The organism is Pseudomonas sp. 18.1.10 (assembly GCF_024655625.1).
Taxonomy (GTDB): Bacteria; Pseudomonadota; Gammaproteobacteria; order Pseudomonadales; family Pseudomonadaceae; genus Aquipseudomonas.
The window spans coordinates 1-16,605 of record NZ_JANLGL010000041.1 but is presented as its reverse complement, the minus strand read 5'-3'; the positions used below and the strand labels follow the sequence as shown (position 1 = coordinate 16,605).

At 60.6% G+C, this 16,605-nt stretch carries 11 protein-coding genes; 6 read left to right on the top strand and 5 right to left on the bottom strand.

Annotated features, from left to right (window positions below; all coding sequences use genetic code 11):
- Positions 1–76 precede the first annotated feature (76 nt).
- Positions 77–1,495, top strand: coding sequence for an amino acid permease (locus tag NUV89_RS09950; protein ID WP_257781139.1), 1,419 nt, complete (start codon positions 77–79; stop codon positions 1,493–1,495).
- On the opposite strand, the gene NUV89_RS09945 is transcribed toward NUV89_RS09950, so the two are convergent.
- Together NUV89_RS09945 and NUV89_RS09940 are read right to left on the bottom strand one after the other, a co-directional pair.
- The gene (locus NUV89_RS09945; protein WP_257781138.1) at positions 1,483–8,022 is read right to left on the bottom strand and encodes an NEL-type E3 ubiquitin ligase domain-containing protein; all 6,540 of its coding nucleotides are present in this window, start codon (positions 8,020–8,022) and stop codon (positions 1,483–1,485) included. The two genes, NUV89_RS09950 and NUV89_RS09945, sit on opposite strands and share 13 nt — an antisense overlap.
- A gap of 69 nt (positions 8,023–8,091) precedes the next feature.
- The gene (locus NUV89_RS09940) at positions 8,092–9,204 is read right to left on the bottom strand and encodes an OpgC family protein (protein ID WP_257781137.1); all 1,113 of its coding nucleotides are present in this window, start codon (positions 9,202–9,204) and stop codon (positions 8,092–8,094) included.
- A gap of 218 nt (positions 9,205–9,422) precedes the next feature.
- Here NUV89_RS09940 and NUV89_RS09935 point away from each other — a divergent pair, with 218 nt between their 5' ends.
- Genes NUV89_RS09935 through NUV89_RS09925 form a run of 3 tightly spaced genes read left to right on the top strand, consistent with a single transcriptional unit; the run spans position 9,423 to position 12,315 of the window.
- Positions 9,423–9,797, top strand: coding sequence for a GtrA family protein (locus tag NUV89_RS09935; RefSeq protein WP_257781136.1), 375 nt, complete (start codon positions 9,423–9,425; stop codon positions 9,795–9,797).
- Positions 9,794–10,735 (top strand): glycosyltransferase family 2 protein, encoded by a 942-nt coding sequence (locus tag NUV89_RS09930; protein WP_257781135.1) that lies wholly within the window; start codon positions 9,794–9,796, stop codon positions 10,733–10,735. The genes NUV89_RS09935 and NUV89_RS09930 overlap by 4 nt, the downstream gene beginning before the upstream one ends.
- A gap of 20 nt (positions 10,736–10,755) precedes the next feature.
- Entirely contained in the window at positions 10,756–12,315 is a 1,560-nt protein-coding gene (locus NUV89_RS09925) for a glycosyltransferase family 39 protein (RefSeq protein WP_257781134.1), read from the top strand.
- Here the strand turns inward: NUV89_RS09925 and NUV89_RS09920 are convergent.
- The 3 genes from NUV89_RS09920 to NUV89_RS09910 form a co-directional block, all read right to left on the bottom strand.
- Positions 12,302–12,598 (bottom strand): cupin domain-containing protein, encoded by a 297-nt coding sequence (locus NUV89_RS09920; protein ID WP_257781133.1) that lies wholly within the window; start codon positions 12,596–12,598, stop codon positions 12,302–12,304. The genes NUV89_RS09925 and NUV89_RS09920 overlap by 14 nt on opposite strands.
- 63 nt (positions 12,599–12,661) lie before the next feature.
- A complete protein-coding gene (locus NUV89_RS09915; protein ID WP_257781132.1) occupies positions 12,662–12,946 on the bottom strand; it encodes a putative quinol monooxygenase in 285 nt (94 codons plus the stop codon).
- Between the two features lie 11 nt (positions 12,947–12,957).
- The gene (locus NUV89_RS09910; RefSeq protein ID WP_257781131.1) at positions 12,958–14,577 is read right to left on the bottom strand and encodes an FMN-binding glutamate synthase family protein; all 1,620 of its coding nucleotides are present in this window, start codon (positions 14,575–14,577) and stop codon (positions 12,958–12,960) included.
- A gap of 181 nt (positions 14,578–14,758) precedes the next feature.
- On the opposite strand from NUV89_RS09910, the gene NUV89_RS09905 reads away from it, so the two are divergent.
- Complete coding sequence (locus tag NUV89_RS09905) at positions 14,759–15,031, top strand: type B 50S ribosomal protein L31 (RefSeq protein ID WP_124526141.1); 273 nt, start codon at positions 14,759–14,761, stop codon at positions 15,029–15,031.
- Between the two features lie 167 nt (positions 15,032–15,198).
- Positions 15,199–16,539 carry an HD domain-containing phosphohydrolase gene (locus NUV89_RS09900; protein ID WP_257781130.1) on the top strand — a complete coding sequence of 447 codons (1,341 nt, stop codon included), beginning with the start codon at positions 15,199–15,201 and terminating at the stop codon, positions 16,537–16,539.
- Positions 16,540–16,605: the final 66 nt, after the last annotated feature.

The following is a 16,605-nucleotide window of genomic DNA, read 5'->3' as shown; positions in this document are numbered from 1 at the left end:
TCAGTTTTTATACTGCACGCCCCGCCGAGCTGGTCTCGAGACGGACACTCCAATAACAAGATGAGGTTGTACCCCTATGCCAGTCGGCAACCCACTGCCCCACGGCGAGACCGCTCAAGGCGGCCCGCTCAAACGCGAACTTGGTGAACGCCACATCCGCCTGATGGCCCTGGGCGCCTGTATCGGTGTCGGCCTGTTCCTGGGGTCGGCCAAGGCCATCGAAATGGCCGGCCCGGCGATCATGCTGTCGTACATCATTGGCGGCCTGGCGATCCTGGTCATCATGCGCGCCCTCGGCGAAATGGCGGTGCACAACCCCGTCGCCGGTTCGTTCAGCCGTTATGCCCAGGACTATCTCGGCCCGTTGGCGGGTTTTCTCACTGGCTGGAACTACTGGTTCCTGTGGCTGGTGACCTGCGTCGCGGAGATCACTGCCGTGGCCGTGTACATGGGCGTGTGGTTCCCCGATACGCCGCGCTGGATCTGGGCCCTGGCGGCGCTGATGAGCATGGGCACGATCAACCTTATCGCCGTGAAAGCCTTTGGTGAATTCGAATTCTGGTTCGCGCTGATAAAGATCGTCACCATCATTGCGATGGTCATCGGCGGTGTCGGCATCATTGCCTTCGGCTTTGGCAATGACGGCGTGGCGCTGGGTATTTCCAACCTGTGGAGCCACGGCGGCTTCATGCCCAATGGCGTGCAAGGCGTGCTGATGTCCTTGCAGATGGTGATGTTTGCCTACCTGGGCGTGGAGATGATCGGCCTCACCGCCGGTGAAGCGAAGAACCCGCAGAAGACCATCCCGAGTGCCATCGGCTCGGTGTTCTGGCGCATCCTGCTGTTCTACGTCGGCGCACTGTTCGTGATCCTGTCGATCTACCCGTGGAATGAAATCGGCACCCAGGGCAGCCCGTTCGTGATGACCTTCGAGCGCCTGGGTATCAAGACTGCCGCCGGTATCATCAACTTCGTGGTGATCACCGCCGCGCTGTCGTCGTGCAACGGCGGCATCTTCAGCACCGGGCGCATGCTCTACAGCCTGGCGCAGAACGGCCAGGCCCCGGCCACGTTCGGCACCACGTCGAGCAATGGCGTGCCGCGCAAGGCCTTGTTGCTGTCGATCTTTGCCTTGCTGCTGGGCGTGCTGCTCAACTACCTGGTGCCGGACCAGGTGTTTGTGTGGGTAACCTCCATCGCCACCTTCGGCGCGATCTGGACCTGGCTGATGATCCTGCTGGCCCAGCTCAAGTTCCGCAAAGGCTTGAGCCCGGCCGAGCAGGCGGGGCTCAAGTACCGCATGTGGCTGTACCCGGTCAGTTCCTATATGGCCCTGGCGTTCCTGGTGCTGGTGGTAGGCCTGATGGCGTACTTCCCGGACACCCGCGTGGCGCTGTACGTAGGGCCGGCGTTCCTGGTGCTGCTGACGGTGCTGTTCTACGTGTTCAAGTTGCAGCCCAACAACGCCAGCGCTGCTGCGCCTCAATCGGTCTGACTGGGCTCGACCCGTTGCGCCCCGCTTTGGGCCGCACGGGTCAACTGGCTGATAAGGCGGTTGAGCTCGGCTTCCTTGACTTCCTTGATTGACTGGCGCCGCTCCTGATAGTCCATGGACATCGTGTCAGGCACTTCCTGTTTCAGGGCTTCGAGCTTGTAGCGGGCGGTTTCTTCGATGGTGGTAAAGGGTTCCGGGACATGCCGCGCCAGGTACTGGACCCAGAATTCTTCCGTCAGCAAGGCGTTTTCCAAGGCGCTGGTTTTCCCCACTTCGCGCAGTTTTTTACGCGCTCTTTCCAGGTCTTCCGGCAGCACGTGGTCGCCTGGCGAGTAGCGGCGATTTTCCTTCAGGATGGGCAGTTTGAACTCCTCCGCCAATTCAAGCCGAAAGAACAGCTTGACCTCAACATCGTCCGGCTCGGGCGCTGGCGGTCGGTGGCTGCCATGCAGCGCTTGCAGATGGTCCTCGGCAAATTGGTCCAGGTTGCGCAAATAGAACAGGCCTTGCGCCAATGCCAGCAACTCCCGGTTCGCCTGGTTGGAGCTGGGTTGCGCCATGGCCTGATGTTGCTTGTGCCGCAACTCCATATCGATGAATGTCAAAAGGGCACCGTCACCGCACGTCCCGGATACGTAGGTGTTGAGAAAGATGCTTTGGCGCAGCTCATAGGATTCGGCCATGGCCTGCAGCAGGCGCCAGACCCGGGCGATCAGGGCCGGTCGGCGATCCAGCTTGTTCACGTAGTCGTCCGCTTGGGTCAAGTCCCGCAGGACCCGAAACGTGTCATCAGGGCTGGCGCTGCCTGGGGCATTGTCATGCTCCAGTTGATCCCACAAGGTTCTTCGTTGTGCATGTTCGGCCGCCGGAACCCCGTCCAGCCATTTGTCCACGGGGTTCGGTTCGGGCGCTACGTGGTGGACGCCGGGTATGGCCCCCCCCAACGGCTGTGCGGTGCGCGTCCGATGCTCGTTCAGACGTTGCAGCGCGTCGGCGCTCAAGGGGTTGTCATGCAGGAACGTGCCCTGGTTGGCCGGTCGCATCTGCGGGTCGGTGAAGAGCTCGGCGGGAATCGTGGCGATGTTGTTTTCTTGCAGCCGCAGGTCCCGCAACTGGGTCAGGCGCTCCGCCCCGATGGGCCATTGGCTGATGCCGGTGCGATGCAGGTCGAGGCTGTGCAGGCGCGCCATGCCAGAGACATCCGGGCTCAGGCCCAGCGGGTTGTGGCTCAGGTCCAACCTTTCCAGGTGGGTCATCGCGGCCAGCTGTTGCCGCGATTGCGTGGTCAGCACGATGCTGTTGTGGCTCAGGTCCAGGATCTCGAGGTGCGTCATCTGCGTGACGCTGCTGGGTAACTGCGTCAAACCGCAGTCCAGGTGGAGTTTCTTGAGGTTGGGGAATTGGCGCAGGAAGGCGTTGCCGCTGGGGGGGAACGCACTGCCTGCGATCTTCAGGTATTCAATGTGTTCGAAGCCTTTGATCGCGGGCATGAAGTCGATGTTTGGCAGGTTGTTGCCGTCCAGTCGCAACTCCAGGCCGTGGGCATGCAGCAGGCCAGGATGATATTCCAGTGACTCCTGGCGCCAGGCTTTGAGGATCTGCGCAGTCATGGCAATGCGCAGGTTGGGGTTCATCCAGCCTTCGAGTTCATGATCGCCGGGGTAGTCGGCGGCCGCCCAGCGATGGAGCTCAAGTTCCAATGCCTGGTATTCCATTTTTCGCCGCTCCAGTTCCTGCAACACCTGCGGTTCGCTGAGCCGCAGGTTGCGTGTCAGGTCGAGCGCGTCGTCCCTGGACATCCTGGGGTAGACCTCGCGGACTTTGCTGACCATGTCCACCGAGAACAGCAGGCTCAGCGGCCACCAGTTGCGCAAGGTGAACGGATAGGCCGTGAACGAGCTGTTGACGGGCATGGGCGGCTGCAGCCAATACGGGATATGCGGCAGGCCGAGCAGGTCCTTGATCGCGACGCGCTGGTTGAGTGCCAGTTCAGCAATGGCGTTGCGCAGGGGCGCGAGTTCGCCGCTGTCGTCCAGCCCGAGGGCCTTGCGCTGGGTATCGCTCAATACGCGCCAGACGGCGGTGAGCAGATCGGTAGAGGTGTTGAGCGGGTCACTTATCAACTGGCCTTCGGCGTCATACGCCTGATAACGCGCATCCACCCGCGCCAGTCTCTTGCGCTCGCTGCCGGCCAGGTGCCCGGCACTCTCGAGCAACGGCCCGGTGGCGCTGCCCTGGTGAATGTCCAGGCGGGCATCGGTGGGCCAGCCGGGCAGCAGCTTGAGCACATGCAAGATGATTTTTTCGCTGTCGGGGTTGGCGACGGTGGACAGGTACAACCCCTCGAACGCCCGGTTGAGGCGCACGTCATTGGCGGTCAGTTTTGCCTGTTCGCCCAGGCGCAGGGGTACCCAGTCCTTCTCGCTCAGTTGCTTGATTTCATGGGGGGTCGCATGGTCGATCAGGGCCTGGATGGCGCTGGCGGGCAGCTGCGGGAAATGCGCGTGCAGGCGCGCGTGCAGGCGGTTGCCGTTGCGTTCGCCCTGGGCGTACAGCGTGTCGAACAGTTGGCTGCGTTCGCGGTAGGCGTGCTCGGCGATTTTTTTTGCCAGCTTGAACAGGCGTTCTTCCTGGCTTTGTGGCAGCTCACCGAGCAGGGCGCGGCTCAGGTCATCGTTGCGCACCAGGTGGGCCAGGGGTTCCTGGCTGCGGCTCTGGGTGTCGGACAGGCGGATTTTTTGCGCCGCGCCGGCGTTCGCGGCCGGGTAATGGGCAAGCGTGCGTCCGGCCTCATCATGCAGTTCCAGCACATGGCTGGCGGGCCATTGCGGCAGCGCGCACACCAGCAGCAATTGCAAGGAGGGCTTGGCGCTGCGGGTGGCCGAATAGGTGGTCATCGCCTTGATGAAATGCAGGATTTTGCGCTCGATACCAAAGCGCTTGCTGCTGTCTTTCAACAAGGGCGGCGGGGGCAGGCCGGCGCAGTGCACTTCACGCAAGGCGCGGGGCGGTGTGCCGGTGACCTTGAGCAGGCGCGCGGCGGTGGGCTGATCGACGCTGAAGTCGTCAGCCCCCAGGCGCGATACCAAGTGATAGTCGTCCCAGGTCAGCGGGTTTTCGCTTTCCAGGCGCCAGGCGCCATGGCGGTTGTGCTTGAGGCGTGGGGTATCGACGCCGACTTTCTGCGGGTGCTTGAGCCGCCACACGCGCCGCTGTTGGTCGAAGGTGACCGGGTAGAACGAGCCGTACAGTGGCATCAGCTGTTCGCCGTTGTAGTCATACAGCCCTTCGGGGTTGGGGCGCAGGTCGGTGGGCAATACCAGCTTTTTCTCGTATTGCGCGAGCGAATAGTCGAGCAGGCTGACCAGGCCGGCAGGGCTGCGGCGTTCGCTCATCAGGTCGCCCAGGGTGTTGCGCAGGCCCTGGGCATCGGTGGCGGAACTCATGCCCAGCCGGCTGCGCTCGTGGGGTTGCAGCAGCGAGCCGATGGCGAGGTAGAAACTGTCCACGGCCGGCGACACCGGGATCGGCCCGGACGTGGGGTCGTAGGCTTCGTAGCGGCCGTTGCCGTAGTGCAGCAGTTCGACGGTGGTGTCTTCGGGGCCTTTGTGTGTGTAGCGGTTTTTGGGGGTGCCGCTGGCCATTTCGGTGACCACAAAGTGGCGTTCGCAGTGTTCCAGCAGCAGGCTGGAGGCGAACTCCCTGGCCCATAGGTCGGTGTCTGGGCTGAACGCCCTGGGGTGGTACAAACCGTCGATCACCGCGTCGATACGCAAGGCTGTGCGGTGTTGTTCCAGGTGTTCGCGTACGTTGCCCGGCAACACGCCTTCTTGCAGGTAGGCGCTTTGCTGCGTGGTACTCAGGGGTGTCTTCTCCAGCAGTTGCTTGAGGTTGGATGGGCTCAAGGGCGCAAACTGCGCGTGCAGTTTGCTCAGCAGCGCAGTGACCTCCACGCCCGTGCCTGCATTTTTGATCGGTACAAACGGGCGCGCCGCATCCCCGGCCGGCACCTGGTGCCGCGCATGCCTCGCGTAGTGGGTCATGGCCGTGAACAGTGCGGTGCGCTTTTGGCTGGCCAGGGCCGCGATTTGTACGCGTAGCCGCGCAATGCGCTGGGCCTCGGTGAGGTTCGGGCTGCCTTCCTTGCCCAGGGTCGACGTGGCGGGTTGCTGGCGGATAATCGACTCGAACAGGGACTCTTGGGTGGCGACGTCGGTGGCCGGGGCGTCGAGGGCGAGGTAGGTGCCGTCGTCCCTGCGCTTGAGGTTGATGGCCAGGGTGGCGGTTTCGTTGGCCGCATGGCTTTCAAGCAGGTTGCCGTGCTGGTCCCGCACGTGGATCACGGCGTCGGCGGGCCATGTCGGCAGTTGCGTCAACAGGGCGAGCAGGGCGCTGCCGGCATGGGCGGGCAGGTTGCCGCGATGGTGGAAGCCTGAGCTCAGCTGCTCGATCACCCGATCAACCTGCACGCGGCGGACGGCTTCGATCAGATTGACCGGCGGCGGTTCGCCGGCCCAGATCGCGTCCAGTGTGGCGCGGGACACGGCGGTGCTGCGCAGCAGGTTGCGCAGGTGTGCCGGGGGCACCGCGGCCTCGCCGTTGGGCAGCATCTGCTCGATCAACTGGTAGTCCGAGAGTTGGCCAGCGCCGTGCAGGTCGAGGACCCAGGCTTGCCGCTTCGGGTCGAACGTGATCGGCGCGGCGAAGCCATTGCCGTTGCCGTTGCGCCGTTTGAGCACAAAGCCTTGGGTCTTGGGGTCGGTGCTCACGTGTGCCACGTATTGTCGATCCCCCTGTTGCACGCGCACGTAGTGATGGCCGTTTATCAGGTAGAGGCCCTGGGCATTGGCCATCTGGCCGTCAAGCAGGCGTTGGTCGGCGACCGCGTAGGGGGTGATGTCGGGTTTCCACAGCGCCTGCGTGCCGTCGCTGTGGGTGACCTTGCGCGGGCCGCCCATGCGCTGCATCAGGCCTTCGATGCGCTGGCGATGGACGCGCCCGGCGGTGGAGATCAACAGGCCGTTCACGGCCAGGTCCGCCACGTCGGCCATGGCGGCGGCAAAGTCACTGGCCTGGCCCTTGGCGGCTTCGTTGACGCCGACGATCAGGCTGTAGGTCAGGTTGCCAAACACCACGACCTGCATCACCCGGTTCAAGCCGCTGACGCCACCCGGTACCGGGGTCATCAGCAGTTCCATGACTTCACTGGCAATCGCTGCCGCGCCGTCGATGACCGCTTGCAGGTCGCGCGCCGAGCGCTGGGTGGCGAGGGTGGCGAGGTTGGCCTGGTAATGCTGGGTGTGGCGATAGGTAAGGGCCTGCACCAGGGGCAATGGACGGCTGGGCTTGGGGTCGTTGACGAATCGCAGGTGGTCCAGGGTCTGCTCTGGAAATACGCTGTGGAATGAATCATAGAGAAACCCCGCCACCGGGCTCAGGCCCTCTGGCCGTGGTTCTTCGCGCAGCAGCTCAGTGAACAGGTTGATCTCGGTGACCGGCAGTTGTCGCGCGAACCAGCCCAGGTCGCCGTCACGGTGGCTGGCCTTGATGTCGTCGAGAAACGCCGCACCGGCCACCTTGGCATCCGTGTGATAGCGCAAGGCGCCACCGGGACGGAACGGGAAATAGGACACCACCCCCAGGCTTCCCACCTTGATTAGCAGCAGGGGCAACGGGATGCTCGTGCCCGACAGGGCAAAGGGCACCGCCGGCAGGATGGTTTTATCGAGGTCCATGCTCAGGGTCTCGAAGGGCAGTGCCGTGCCGCTGCCATCGATCGCCGCGACCAGCTTGTCGTACAGGGGTTGCGTCAGGCCTGTACTGGCGCGGTCGCGATACGCCTCCAGCGCTTCGAACAGCAGGTGGGTGCGCGCACTGGTCTCGATCAAGCCTTGCAGTTTGCCGCCGGGGCCCAGGGCGCTGGACAGCTTGGCTTGCAGTTGGCCGCCCAGGTCCAGCTCGCGGCTGATGGCGATGAATTGGCTGACGGTCAGCTGCTTTTCACTGACGCCGGTCAGGTACGACGCATCGACATACCGGTGCCCCGAGGCCTGGGGTGTACCGGTGGCGAAGTCGAAGTTCAGGCAGGCCGCGTCCCATAACGACAGGCTTGAAACATGGGTGCGGTACTTCCATTCGTCCACGGCGCGGCGAAAACGTGCACCTTGGGCCAAGCCATCGAGGGTGCTTTTGCGCGGCTCCCAGGGCAGGGGCGGTTCGAGCTTTTCCAGGTAACGGGTGTGCAGCGTGATGGCGTGGGGGTCGAGGCCGCCGAGTTTGTTGCGCAGTTGCTTCACGCCGGTGTCTTTGAAGTCTTCGATCAGCCGGGCATTTTCCGCGTCAACCGCCTTGAGTGCGTCGTGGGCGGCACGTTGCAGCCTGAGGTAATCGAGCCGTTGTGCGAGCGTCAGCGGGCTCATCGATTGCGCCACAATCTGGCGCAGCAGTGCCAGGGCCTGTTGCTGGCCCCAGGATTCGCTGGACTGCAAGTGGCCGGACAGGCCGTTGACAAGGTGGTGGTTGGGCATCGAGTGCTTCCTTTCACAATAAAATCGGGAAAAGAATGGAAGCACTCGCTTAGGTGCGCAGGGCGCTAGCTATGTAGTGCGTTGGCTCAGGCGCTTGTTCAGCTCCAGCCAGGCGCCCAGCGCCGCCATCAGGACAACCCCGAACAGCGCCGTCAGCAGTTGTATCAGCAGCGCATCGCCGGCCATGGCGTTGAGCATGTCGGCCAACGGCGCAAGCAGCACCCCCAGGCAGAAAATCTCCAGCGAAAACCGCCCCATGCGGCACACCTGCGCGGCCACCGGGTGTTGCGTCCAGCCAGCGGTGGGCAGCAGCTTCGCGGTGACATAGGCCAGGGCGAGGAAGTGCAACAGGCGCACGGGCGACAGGTCGGTCTTGCTGATGGGGTAGATCAGGTCGCTGATCGATGCCGGCATCAGCGCGTCATGGATCTCGGGCCAGCGCCACGCCACCGTAATCAGGCCGGTGACCACGACGTACAGCGCTGCCGCGACAAACAGCGGCTGGCGCAACAAGGGTTGGCTCTGGACCGGCTTGGCCTGCCCGCTGCGAATCGCCGCCGCGCCGCCCAGCACAAACAGCAACTGCCAGGTCACCGGGTTGAAGTACCACACGCCGTCCTCGATTGCCCGCAGGTTCCAGCCCATCCACGGCGCCAGCAGATACACCGTCAGCGACACCGCCACCACTGCCATGGGCCAGCGCAGCATCAGCGGCAACGCCAGCGCCAGGCTGGCGAGCAAGACGATGTACAGCGGCAACGGGTCCATCAGGTTGGGCTTGAAGCGCAGCAGCAACTCATCGAGCAGGGCCTGTTGCGGATGAGTGATGAAGTGGGTCATGCCCATCTCTTGCACCAGGTCGCGGGTTTCCACATGGCTGTTGGCGAAAAACACGATGCCCATCAGCATCGCCAGCAAAAAGATGTGCACCACGTACAGCACCCAGGTGCGGCGCAGGATTTTCAGGCAGGCCATCCAGTAGCCTTCGCGTTGCAGGACTTTGCCGTAGGCCATTACCGAGGCGAAGCCGGCGAGGAACACAAAGACCTCTGCCGCATCGCTGAAACCGAGGTTACGCAGGGTGATCTGGCCGAGGGGGTTGTGGGGGACGTGATCCCAGAAAATGAAGATCAACGCCAAGCCGCGAAAAAAGTCGATGCGTGGGTCGCGTCCGTTCAGCATGGCAGCGGGCTCTTGTACAGAATTTTGAGTAATGACGGGCAGGCGCGAGGGCGCCTCACGTCGGGCGCGCGCAGGTTGGCGGTATTTGTAAGCAAATGCAAAGGTTGGGTATTACTGAATGTCTCAATACTTGCCGCCTGTCGTCACCTGTTAAACCTGACAGTAGACGAGCCAGAAGTGCCGTGGCCTGCTAGACAGAGACGAATCAGGGGCCCGTCATGACCGGACTGTGGAAGGGATTTTCCAGCTACGCAGTGATTGGTATCGCCAATACGGTAATCCATTGGCAGCTGTTTTTTGTCCTGCGCACCGCGTTTGAACTCAGCCAAGCCATGAGCAACCTGTTGGCCTTTTGCGCAGCCGCCTCGTTCTCGTTTTACATGAATACCCTCTACACCTTCACCGTGCCGGCATCCTGGGCGCGCTACCTGGTGTTCATGGCCTGCCTGGGAGGCTTGAGCCTGTTGGTGGGCTGGTTGGCTGACCGCCAGAGCCTGCCAGCAATCATCACCGTGGTGGTGTTCTCGGTGCTGAGCCTGGTGCTCGGTTTCCTGCTTTCGAAGTGGGTGGTGTTTCGCGAGCGTCGTCGGTGATGCTCTCGCTGATCGTGCCGGTGTTCAATGAAGAACAGGCGGTGTCTGGCTTTTATCACGCTGTGCGCCGGGAGCCGTCATTGCAGGCGCACCGTATCGAGATCGTCTTCGTCAACGATGGCAGCACGGATAACACCGCAGAGCTCATCAGGGCTATCACCCAGCAGGACAAGGCGGTGGTGCTGGTCAATTTTTCGCGCAATTTCGGCAAGGAAGCCGCCCTGTTTGCCGGCCTTGAGTACGCGGGTGGTGACGCCGTGGTGCCCATCGATGTCGACCTTCAAGACCCCATCGAGGTCATCGCCCAGTTGATCGAGCCCTGGTGTCGCGGCGCCGACGTGGTGCTGGCCAAGCGGCGCAACCGCTCCAGTGACGGCTATTTCAAACGCCACAGTGCGTCGCTGTTCTATCACCTGCTGAATCGCATCTCCTACACCCACATTGAAGAAAACGTCGGCGACTTCCGGCTGATGGACCGCAAAGTGGTGGATGTGATCAAGGCACTGCCGGAGCAACAGTTGTTCATGAAGGGGGTGTTGTCCTGGGCCGGCTTCAACGTTGCCATCGTGGAGTACGACCGTGCGCCGCGTACGGTGGGCCGAAGCAAATTTGATGGCTGGAAATTGTGGAACCTGGCACTGGATGGCATTACCTCGTTCAGCACGTTGCCGCTGCGGCTGTGGAGTTATATCGGCGGTTGTATCTCCCTGGTGGCGTTGGTGTATGCCGGGTACCAGATAGTGGACAAGGTGTTGTTTGGCAATGCGGTGCCGGGCTATCCGTCGTTGATGACGGCGATATTGTTTCTGGGTGGGGTGCAACTGATCGGGATCGGGATATTGGGGGAGTATGTGGGGCGGATTTACATGGAGGCGAAACACCGACCTCGCTATGTCGTCAGCTCGATATTTAGAAGTCCTCTCTCTAAAAACGATTGAGTCTGCTCGCAAGGTGTTGAATGAAACTTAGACGTTCTGCGCGTGCGCTTGGCATTCGAGGTTTAGGGGCGATGGGGTGTGTATTCATCGTGTTGAGCCTGGCTGCGTGGGTGAGATTTTACGAAATAGACAAGCCTGCTATTTGGTCGGACGAAGGTTTCACCTTGATACTGAGTGCACTATCGCCGTCCAGTATTATTTTTCACACCGGTCAGGATGTTCATCCGCCCCTCTATTATTTGGTATTACATGTCTGGCTCGATATGGGGGGGGATACCATTGCCGTGGCGCGCAGTCTGAGCGCGTTGTTTGGTCTCGGTACGGTAGCGCTGGGTATATGGTTGACCTACTTGCTGAGCAATCAGCGTGCGGCGGTGTTGGCGGGGTTGCTGCTAGCGTTGTTTCCGTTTGCTGTCCGTTATAGCCAAGAAATTCGCATGTACGCGATGTTGGGTTTTTTGATGGTAGGAGCGACTGTTGCATTTGTTTACTGGTTGAGACGTCCTGAAAAGAAAGTGCCGTTGATGGTTTACGCAGGGTTGATGTCGATGGGGTTATATACTCATTATTTTGCCGCAATCTGCCTGGCCTCCCATTGGTTGTTTTTATGTTTGTTGTTGGTGAGTAAAAAAGGGTTTTTTGAATGCCGTTGGTTGCAAGGTTGGTGGTTTAGCAATGTTGCGGTTGTGATGCTTTTTTTACCATGGCTTCCCTACTTGAAAAGACAGCTTCAATATTCGGGGTTTAACTGGATACAACCCCCTGATATAGACTCATGGGTGTCGACGATCTGGCGGTTTGTGACGTTCAATGACGGTGTGGGATCGGCGCGCTGGTTTTCTTTTAGTTTGCCGTTGGTACTTATAATTATCTCTGGGGTGTTGTGGGTACATGACAAAAGTGAGAGGGCATGGTGTCGGCTGCTGGTGGTCTATATATGGTTTCCGTTGTTGTTTATTACTGCGATTTCGCCTATATATCCTTTGTTTGTGGACCGTTATTTTCTATTTTGTGCATTGGGTATTCCAATGTTGCTTGCAATTGCCATTGACGCGAGTTGGCAGGTAAGTAGGGGTTTTTCTTGCCTGTTGCTGGCGGTTACGGTGTTTTTGCAAGGCGCGGGTGTGAGTGCGGTGTATGAAGCAGGGCATGCCGTATATAACGAAGATAATCGCCTGGATGTGATGGCGTCTTACTTGAATGCTCATGTTCAGACGGGTGATGAAGTGGTGATAACTAACGGTTTTCTCTACTTTCCTTTCGATTATTACAACAAGACGGGGGTCGTACCTATGCTATTCACGCCTGCGCGACAGGACGGCACTACGGGGAAGCCTAATGGTCACCAAATCTGGACATTGACTCAACCTCAGGCGGATAGGATTTATATCGAAAAACTCGAGTGCCTGATAACTGGGACGGGTCGGGCATGGGTGCTGGGCAGTAGAGAGGGCGCGCCGACGGCGTTTCCCGAGACGTGGCGTGTTCTCAGTACATTTGTTTCGGGCGACGCCCAGGTTCAACACGTGCAACTAGGCCATGAGGACGCAGTCTGTCCAGAGATGCTTAAGTATCAATGATTACCAAGGTGCCATGGCTGCCTTCAAGCACGGCGTGCGATGTCTTGGCCGGGACCCAATACATTTGGCCTGTGCCAACGTTCACTTCTTGCCCGGCTATCGATAGGCGCAAACGCCCGCTGATAACCAACAATCCTTCGTTGTAATCATGGGTTTCCTCCTCATAAGCCTGCGCATCCATGCGCAACACCTTGATACGCGCGGGGCCGACCTGGCCCAGGCACGTGGATTTCCAGCTGTCGGGCAGTTGTCCGGCAATGGCAGCGAAGTCCAGTAACGGCATGTGAATCTCCTTGTTTCAACGGTGCCGTCGGTGGTCCGGTTCAGCGGGGGGTAGGTGTTTGGTTCAGAACGCATCCATCAACAGCACTTTGCACGGCTTGGCTTGGAAGGCGTTGATCTGCGGCACCAAGCGGGTGAAGTGTTCGGTCTGGCAATGGGTGTCGAGTGCCGCCTGGTCGGGCCATAGCTCGATGAAGACAAAATGCCCGGGGTCTTTTTGATCGATAAATAAATCGTAGGCAATACACAGCGGTTCCTGGCGGGTTTTTTCCACCAGTTCGGCGTACCACGCCCGTACCGTTTCCACATGTTCGGGCTTGATGAAATCTTCGGCAATGACCTTTAACACAGTGCGGCTCCTTAAGCGGCGTCAACTTCATGGGGTTCAAAACTGTCGGCCCGCGCCATCTGCCACATGCGCGAATAGAACTCGCCATTCACCTCGCCGGTCAGCAATTCGCCGGGCTTGAGGAACACATGCAATTGCGAGAACAGCTTGATCTCGGTCGCCGACATGCGCCGTACCAGGTGCTTGGCCGACAACTGCGATGGGTGATCGAGGCCTGCGGCGGCGAGCATTTCGGCGAGGGCCTTGAGGGTGTTGCGGTGGAAGTTGAACACCCGCTGGGCCTTGTCCGGCACCACCAGCGCGCGCTGGCGCAGTGGGTCTTGGGTGGCGACACCGGTCGGGCATTTGTTGGTGTGGCAACTCTGCGACTGGATGCAGCCGATGGCAAACATAAAGCCCCGCGCCGAGTTGGCCCAGTCGGCGCCGATGGCCAAGACGCTGGCGATATCGAACGCACTGACAATCTTGCCGCTGGCGCCAAGCTTGATCTTGTCGCGCAGGTTCAGGCCCACCAGGGTGTTGTGCACAAACAGCAGGCCTTCACGCAGCGGCACACCGATATGGTCGGTGAACTCCACCGGCGCGGCGCCGGTGCCGCCTTCCTTGCCGTCGACCACGATGAAGTCCGGGAGGATGCCGGTTTCGAGCATGGCCTTGGCAATGCCCATGAACTCCCACGGGTGGCCCAGGCAGAACTTGAAGCCCACCGGTTTGCCGCCGGACAGTTCGCGCAGTTGGGCGATGAACTGCATCAGCTCGATTGGCGTGGAGAACGCGCTGTGACGCGACGGCGAGATGCAGTCTTCGCCCATCAGGATGCCGCGGGTCTCGGCGATTTCCTGGGTGACCTTGTGCTTGGGCAGGATGCCGCCGTGGCCGGGCTTGGCGCCTTGGCTCATCTTGATTTCGATCATGCGTACTTGCGGGTTCTGCGCCTGCACGGCGAAGCGTTCCGGGTCGAAACGACCGTCGCTGGTGCGGCAGCCGAAGTAGCCGCTGCCCAGTTCCCAGGTCAGGTCGCCGCCGTGTTCGCGGTGATACGGGCTGATGCTGCCCTCACCGGTGTCGTGGGCGAAGTTGCCAAGCTTGGCACCCTGGTTGAGTGCGCGGATCGCGTTGGCGCTCAACGAACCAAAACTCATCGCCGAGATATTGAACACCGACGCCGAATACGGCTGTGTGCACTGCGGGCCGCCGACGATCACGCGAAACGCGCTGGGATCGCTCAACGGCGCGGGGCGCATGGAGTGGCCGATAAATTCGAAGCCTGACTGGTACACGTCGATCAGGGTGCCAAACGGTTTGTCGGCGGATTCGTTCTTGGCCCGCGAATAGACCAGCGAGCGTTGGGCGCGGGAGAAGGGCAGGGCGTCGCTGTCGGACTCCAGCAGGTACTGGCGGATTTCCGGGCGGATGGCTTCCACCAGGTAACGGATATTGCCCAGGATCGGGTAGTTGCGGCGCACCGCGTGGGGGCTTTGCAGCAGGTCGAAAATACCGATCAGGCTGAGAATGCCGGTGACCACGGTGATCGGCCATAGCCATTCATGCTGGATAAACGGAAGGCTGGCGAGGGTGAAAATGACGCACACGGCAAAGAAGGCGTAACGGCTTAGCAAAGACAGGCTCATACGGTTTCCTTGGGTTCGGACGCTTGAGGTCGATCCGCCATTCTGCGCCAGTAAGGAAACCACAGACAACCTAAGGGATTGTTCTGCATAGAATCGGCGGGTCTATTCTTATTGCAATCGGTTCTCGTTTTGGTGCATTATTTGTGTTACTGTATAACACTAATTTTGCCCCGGAGGCCCTATGAAAGCTGGAATCCATCCCGACTACCGCACCGTGCTGTTCCACGATACCGCCGCCGACGTGTTCTTCCTGATCGGCTCCACCGCCGACAGCGATCGCACCCATCAACACAGCGACGGCAACACCTATCCCTACATCCCGTTGGACGTATCCAGCGCCTCGCACCCGATCTACACCGGCCAACAGCGCAAGACCCAGGTCGAAGGCCGGATCGCCGGGTTCAACAAGCGGTTTGCGTCGTTTGGCTCAAGCCCGAAAAAAGCCGACGCGTGAGGCGTGCCGGTTTCACCGCAAAGGCCGCTCCTGTTTCTGGAGCGGCTTTTTTGTGCGCTGATATCTAAAGGCCATCACTTTTGCAAAAACCTACTAAACTCCTCAGTAATCGCCAGGAAGGCAGGCCCATACCCTAAGGAACGCACACCGCCGATCCGAGGTGTCCCATGGGAGAGTCCGTTACCTTTACCGATGCCGACCGTGCCGGGGTGCTGTTGATCGATGCCCACCCGGACGTCCTCCACAGCCTCAGCCAACTGCTGCGGCTGGAGCCCTTCGACCTGTACAGCGCCACCTGCGCCGCTGACGCCTTGGCGATCCTCGCCAGCCAACCGATCGACCTGGTGATGAGCGCCGCGCGCCTGCCGGACATGGACGGTGCCTCGCTGCTGGCACATATCCACCAGCACTACCCGCACACCGTGCGCATCCTGCTGACGGGCGAAACCGACCTGACCCTGATCGTCAAAGCCATCAACGAAGGCGAGATCTACCGCTACCTGAGCAAACCCTGGAACGACGAAGAGTTGCTGCTGGCCCTGCGCCAATCCCTGGCCCACCAGCATTCCGAGCGTGAACGCCTGCGCCTGGAGCAGTTGACTCGGCAACAAAACGACGAGCTCAAGCAGCTCAACGTGTCGCTGGAAAAACACGTGGCCGCGCGCACCAGCGAATTGCAGCAAACCGCCGACATGCTCGACCTGGCCTACGAAGAACTCAAACACAGCTACGCCACCGGCACCGAAGTGTTCTCGCTGCTGGCCAACCTGCGCCTGCCGTGCGCCAAGCAGACCAACCGGCAGATCATCGAACTGGTGCGCACCTGGTGCGTGGCCCACGGCGTTGACGACGCCAGCAACCGCGACCTGACCATGGCCGCCGCGCTCTACAACATCGGCAAATTGAGCTGGAGCGACAGCATGATGGCCTCGCCCTCGGACCTGCTGCACAGCAGTGACCGCGAGCGTTATCGCGCCTACGCCACCCAGAGCGAATCGCTGCTGATGACCCTGGAGCCGATGAAAGATGCCGCGCGGCTAATCCGTCATCACCAGGAGCGCTGGGACGGCAGCGGTTTCCCGGACCACCTCAAGGGCGAGGCGATTCCCGCTGGCTCACGCCTGCTGAAATTGGCGGTGGATTTTATCGAGCTGCAAAAGGGCCTGATCCTGGAGCGGCAGATGAACAGCGACGAGGCCTTGCTGTACATCCGCAAATACGCCGGGCGCCTGTATGACCCGGTGATGGTCGAGGACTTTGTGCAGGTGTGTGCCACTTACCTCAATGATGTGACCCTGGGTGACCCCAACGTCAAAGTGCTCGGCACTCGCGAGCTTGCGGAGGGCATGGTACTGGCGCGTAGCTTGAATGCGGATAACGGCATGTTGCTGCTTAATGCGGGCAAGGTGTTGAACTTGCCGTTGGTGGATAAGTTGATTGCGTTCGAGACCATGGAGGGCGCGCGGTATAGCGTATTCATCAAAGAACACACTGCAACTCCAGGTTGAACGCGGTAAAAATGTGGGAGCGGGCTTGCTCGCGAATGCGGTGTGCCAGTTAGCACATCTTTTACT

What these genes read in the sequence shown, in the direction of transcription:
- NUV89_RS09935 (WP_257781136.1), top strand. Translation starts at nt 9,423, where the DNA reads ATGACCGGACTGTGGAAGGGATTTTCCAGCTACGCAGTGATTGGTATC.
- NUV89_RS09950 (WP_257781139.1), top strand. Translation starts at nt 77, where the DNA reads ATGCCAGTCGGCAACCCACTGCCCCACGGCGAGACCGCTCAAGGCGGC.
- NUV89_RS09905 (WP_124526141.1), top strand. Translation starts at nt 14,759, where the DNA reads ATGAAAGCTGGAATCCATCCCGACTACCGCACCGTGCTGTTCCACGAT.
- NUV89_RS09920 (WP_257781133.1), bottom strand. Translation starts at nt 12,598, where the DNA reads ATGCCGTTACTGGACTTCGCTGCCATTGCCGGACAACTGCCCGACAGC.
- NUV89_RS09940 (WP_257781137.1), bottom strand. Translation starts at nt 9,204, where the DNA reads ATGCTGAACGGACGCGACCCACGCATCGACTTTTTTCGCGGCTTGGCG.
- NUV89_RS09945 (WP_257781138.1), bottom strand. Translation starts at nt 8,022, where the DNA reads ATGCCCAACCACCACCTTGTCAACGGCCTGTCCGGCCACTTGCAGTCC.
- NUV89_RS09910 (WP_257781131.1), bottom strand. Translation starts at nt 14,577, where the DNA reads ATGAGCCTGTCTTTGCTAAGCCGTTACGCCTTCTTTGCCGTGTGCGTC.
- NUV89_RS09925 (WP_257781134.1), top strand. Translation starts at nt 10,756, where the DNA reads ATGAAACTTAGACGTTCTGCGCGTGCGCTTGGCATTCGAGGTTTAGGG.
- NUV89_RS09900 (WP_257781130.1), top strand. Translation starts at nt 15,199, where the DNA reads ATGGGAGAGTCCGTTACCTTTACCGATGCCGACCGTGCCGGGGTGCTG.